This is a genomic window from Robertkochia sediminum, assembly GCF_016786255.1.
Taxonomy (GTDB): Bacteria; Bacteroidota; Bacteroidia; order Flavobacteriales; family Flavobacteriaceae; genus Robertkochia; species Robertkochia sediminum.
In genome coordinates, this window is record NZ_JADMKT010000080.1 from 4,156 (window position 1) to 8,745 (window position 4,590).

3 protein-coding genes are annotated in these 4,590 nt (G+C 37.4%); 1 reads left to right on the forward strand and 2 read right to left on the reverse strand.

Annotated elements, in window-relative coordinates; all coding sequences use genetic code 11:
* Positions 1 to 398 (reverse strand): IS110 family transposase (locus IS446_RS13320; RefSeq protein WP_203061252.1); only part of this gene is annotated, 398 nt, incomplete at its 3' end.
* A gap of 314 nt (positions 399 to 712) precedes the next feature.
* Here IS446_RS13320 and IS446_RS13325 point away from each other — a divergent pair.
* Positions 713 to 3,106, forward strand: coding sequence for an erythromycin esterase family protein (locus tag IS446_RS13325; protein ID WP_203061253.1), 2,394 nt, complete (start codon positions 713 to 715; stop codon positions 3,104 to 3,106).
* 168 nt (positions 3,107 to 3,274) lie between these two features.
* Here IS446_RS13325 and IS446_RS13330 read toward each other — a convergent pair whose 3' ends face one another.
* Positions 3,275 to 4,510 (reverse strand): site-specific integrase, encoded by a 1,236-nt coding sequence (locus IS446_RS13330; protein WP_203061254.1) that lies wholly within the window; start codon positions 4,508 to 4,510, stop codon positions 3,275 to 3,277.
* Between the last annotated feature and the right edge of the window lie 80 nt (positions 4,511 to 4,590).

Sequence of the window (4,590 nt, forward strand, 5' to 3'; positions counted from 1 at the left end):
GACCACAGCGTCAACCTGCGTTCCACACCCAAGCTAGCCAATACCCGGCTGTCTAACATATCGGTCTTGGAACGTTGTTCCAGGCTTTGGGCATACCGCTTTACGCGACCGCCCTGCATGATGCTCACATCGATCCCGGAACTGTATAAAAAGTTAGTCAGGGCTTCGTGATACACCCCGGTAGCTTCCATCACTACGATCGGAGCCACATGGGCCTGTGGCAGTTTACTGATCCAGTGAAGCACACGACGAAAACCTTGTGGGTTATTGGGTTGATCTTCCGGGTGCTCAAAATGCTTTTCTAAATTGATATCCAGCACACAAGAGCACATGGAAAGCATGTCTTTAGAAACATCAATACCGATCGATAGTCGCAAGGGTTCAAGGGATTTACTCATGGTATTTTAAAATTTAAGATCGTACTTCCTCAGGCACTTTTGCTCGCTTTAGATCCGGTCTCCTTCAGGGACCCTGGTACTGTTCAAGTTCAAAGAAAGTAAAAAGAAGGGTGCTAACTCTATGACGGGATATCATGAACATGTATCTAGCCCTACCACGCTATCCCTTCTTTTTGATCTGATTATTGTGGTTCTAAATATAGTATCTTACATTTAAGAAAATTCTTAACCGTTAAACACTTAGGGCAAACATACGAGCCCTGCCGTTGAGCACCAGAGCTCTAGAACAAAAAACACTCATCAGTTTAAATCGAATGAAATTTAAATTAACCATACTTTTTTGTCTTTTCACATTCATTGTTAAATCGCAAGAATTACAGTCAACAACACTTCTACCACCTGAATCTAAAGAGATTTCGGATTTGACATTTTTAGAACCTGAATTAAAAGACAAACAAGTTGTAATGCTAGGAGAGCAAACTCATATGTATGGTAACATATTTGAAATGAAAGCTCGAATTGTTGAATACCTACATCAGGAATTAGGCTTCACGACTATTGCAATGGAATCTTCCATGTACGACATATGGAAAATGAACAAAAATGGATTTGACCCAAAAGTATTCAACAATGCTATTTGGGGTGTGTGGTCAAGCAGTTTGGAGTTTCAAAGGCTTGTCAACTATATAGATGACAACAATTTAAAAGTAATAGGTTTTGACTCACAAATAAATAACGTCGCACAATTTATAGAAGATTTCTTTGACTATTTAGAAACCACAAAAATAGCATTAAAACTCGATGAAGACGATTTTGGAATTATTATCGAAGGCGTTTTGGACAATGTAACTATTGAGGAAGAAGATATTAAATATAAAAACTATGAAAAAGAGCTAAAAAGAATAATTGAGCAATTAAATAAATTAGAACAAAACGACATCAATTATCATTGGAAACAATTTACCAAGAGTCTTTTAGCTTGTTCTCAAGATGCACATAACAACACAGAAGAAATACTAACAAACGACTTTGGAAATAAAAACAATAATATTAGGGACAAACAAATGGCTGATAATCTATTGAGTTACATCAAAAGAAATCCAAATGAAAAAATCATTTGTTGGGCAGATAACATTCATATTATCAATGATAATTCAAGCATAAAAAAGCCAATTGCGAATGAGTTTGTTTCAATGGGATCTTACATACACAAAGAATTAAAAGATAAATCTTATAGCCTGGCAACCATACACGCTAATGATTCGCTTATAGATTTGGGCACTAAAAAATGGCATAAAACACCCATCAAAAAAAACTCGTTTGAGTATGAGTTAAGCAACTTAAAACTTCCTTATCTATTTGTCTCTTCCGATCAAGACGGTATGGGGTTTACAAAAGCGACCCGGTTATTGAATTTTATTGACTTTACCGAAGCAAGATTAGACCAACTTCACGATGGTTACCTCTTTATTCAAAAAGCAACACTACCAAAATTAGAGACTAAAACAGATTCTATTGAGACTTCTGCTAAACAGCTGACTTTAACCAAGAAAATTGAACAAATACAAGAAGGTCAAAGTATTGTACTGAAAGGTCAAATTTTGAATAAAAAAACCAATCAGCCAGTGCCATTTGCGAACCTCATTCTCAAAAAAGAAGAAATTTTTCGCGTAGCAGATGAAAATGGGAATTTTGAACTTCCTGTCAGGAAACAGATGATGCAAACTACACTCGTAACGATTTCATCACTTGGTTTCGAAACACTAGAAATTCTACTTGATGGCCTTAATGAAAAAGTATACTTAAAACCAAAATTCGTAGAATTAGATGAAGTAGTGATTACAGGATATTTATCACCCTTGTCAGTACTAAAGAATGCAATTACCAAAAAAGAAGAAAATCATCCTGTAGAACCTTTTAATTTCTTTAGGTACGGAAAAGTACTTATTAATAGTAATGACAAAAATCAATTAGATTTAGAATTGATTACCAAAGATGAAGATGAAGGTTATCAATCACCTTATATCATAACCCAAAGAGTTGAACAAATTAAGTGGAATGTCAATAAAAACCCTAAAAAATATAAATATTCGTCCCAATTCTTCGCTTACCGGCAAAATGCTATTCGGTACGCAAACATATTACACAAAAGAAAGTACAAGAAATTTAAGCTAAACTTCGTCAAGTCAAACAATAAAAATAATGATGAAACCTATATAATTGCATTTGAAACAGAGCGAAATAAATGGAACTACACCAATAGAAGTTATCCAACAAAGTATTCGGGTAAGGTATATATAAATAAAGACAATTTTGCTATTGTAAAGGTCATTGAGAATTGGGAAACTACACTAAAAAAACAAGAAATAAAGAAGCATTTCAAAGGCTATGAAAACTATACAGACATAGTTGAAACGACAATTAAGGAGGAAAATATTTGTGTCTATTCTCAAATTAATAATAATGACAAATATTACGCGACTCAATATTTTAGGAGAAGATATAGTGAATCAATAAATAATGAAAACATACGTAATCGTAGAATTATCGAATTAGATTCTCATTTGTATGATTTTGAATTAAAGGATGTCGAGGACATTGAATATGAATGGAGAGAAAAGGACCAGACAGTTTTAAACCGTGTAAAATATGATGAAACTTTTTGGAGTTCATTTTACGAGAGGGAAATTGACAAAGAATCCGAATAAAACTCTTGGCAACAACCGTACATAAACTATAAGTAATAATTCCACAAGCTCGTTTACAGGCCCTTCATCCAGGCCGGGTAAACGAGCTATTTTTATCACGATACTTTATTCAGCAGTTCCCAAACATGCCAAACATAAAAGGGTAAAAAATTAATTGGGAAAGAAGGGTTATTTGATAGCGGAGCTGCTTTGATCCAGTTGCTTTAATTTCTCTTTGAGTAGTCCTACGTCTTCTCCCAACTTCCGGTCGATGATCTTGGCGTAGTGCTGGGTGGTTTTGATGGATCGGTGACCTAGCATCTTACTTACCGATTCTATAGGCACACCATTGGCCAGGGTTACCGTGGTGGCAAACGTATGGCGGGCCATATGGAAGGTAAGGTCTTTGGTGATGCCGCAGAGCACAGCGATCTCCTTTAGGAAACTGTTGGTCTTCTGATTGCTGGAGTGTGGTAGTAGCGCGTTGTTGGGAAGTTCCTGTTCCCTGTATTTCTCAATGATTTCTTGAGCCATTTCCAGTAAGGGGATGTTACTGATCGTTCCCGTTTTGGTTCGCTTCACCCTTAGCCATTGATCACCGTCAATACCCAGAACAATATCGTCAGAGGTAAGTTTGCAGACATCGCTATAGGAAAGTCCGGTGTAGCAGGAGAAAATAAACAGATCCCTAACCTGTTCCAGGCGCTTGTATCTGAATTCCTTTTGGATGATACTCACTAGTTCTTTACGGGTTAAGAACTCCCTTTCCTTTTGTTGAAGCCTCACCTTAAAGTTGTAAAAGGGATCCTGGTCGATCCAACCGTTGGCATAGCATATCCTTACGATCTTCTTGAAATACGCCAGGTATTTCATGGCCGAGTTATGTGCAAGATCCTTTTCAGTTTTTAAGAAGTAGATAAAGGCATTGATGAAAGTCAATTCGACACGCTTTACACTCATGTCTTCCAGGTTGTATTCCGCTTTGATGAATTCGGTAAGATGGCTTTTCGTGGTCTTGTAGCGCTGAAGGGTGCGAAAGGAAAAGTCTTTGCCCACCAATTGCTCCATCTTTTGATTGTGGGTTTCGAATACCTCAAGAATGTTATGTCGGCTTTCCTCCAGGCCTACAAGCCTGTTTCTGATCCTGATCGCGCTAATCTCTTCTTCCTGGTCCAGTAGTTCCTGATAGGCCCGGAAAACGTGTTTTCTGAGGATGTCCAAATGATGGTTGACGCGCTTTGCCTCTGCTGAATGTCCCATCACCTTATTGGCTTTTGCATTCCACTTACCGAGCGGAACACTTAAGAAGGTGCTCGCTTCGGCGCGTTTTCCACTATACGTAATGCGTAAATAGACCGTAGCCTTAGTAGCATTTTTATTCCTGCTTTTTCTGATGTAGAACAATATGGATAGAAGATCCTGCATTTTGTGCGCCCGAATTACACTTAAATATAGCTGAAAACTACGTTATAAAAAAGTGGGAGTGCCTAGGTTTTACAGGGGTT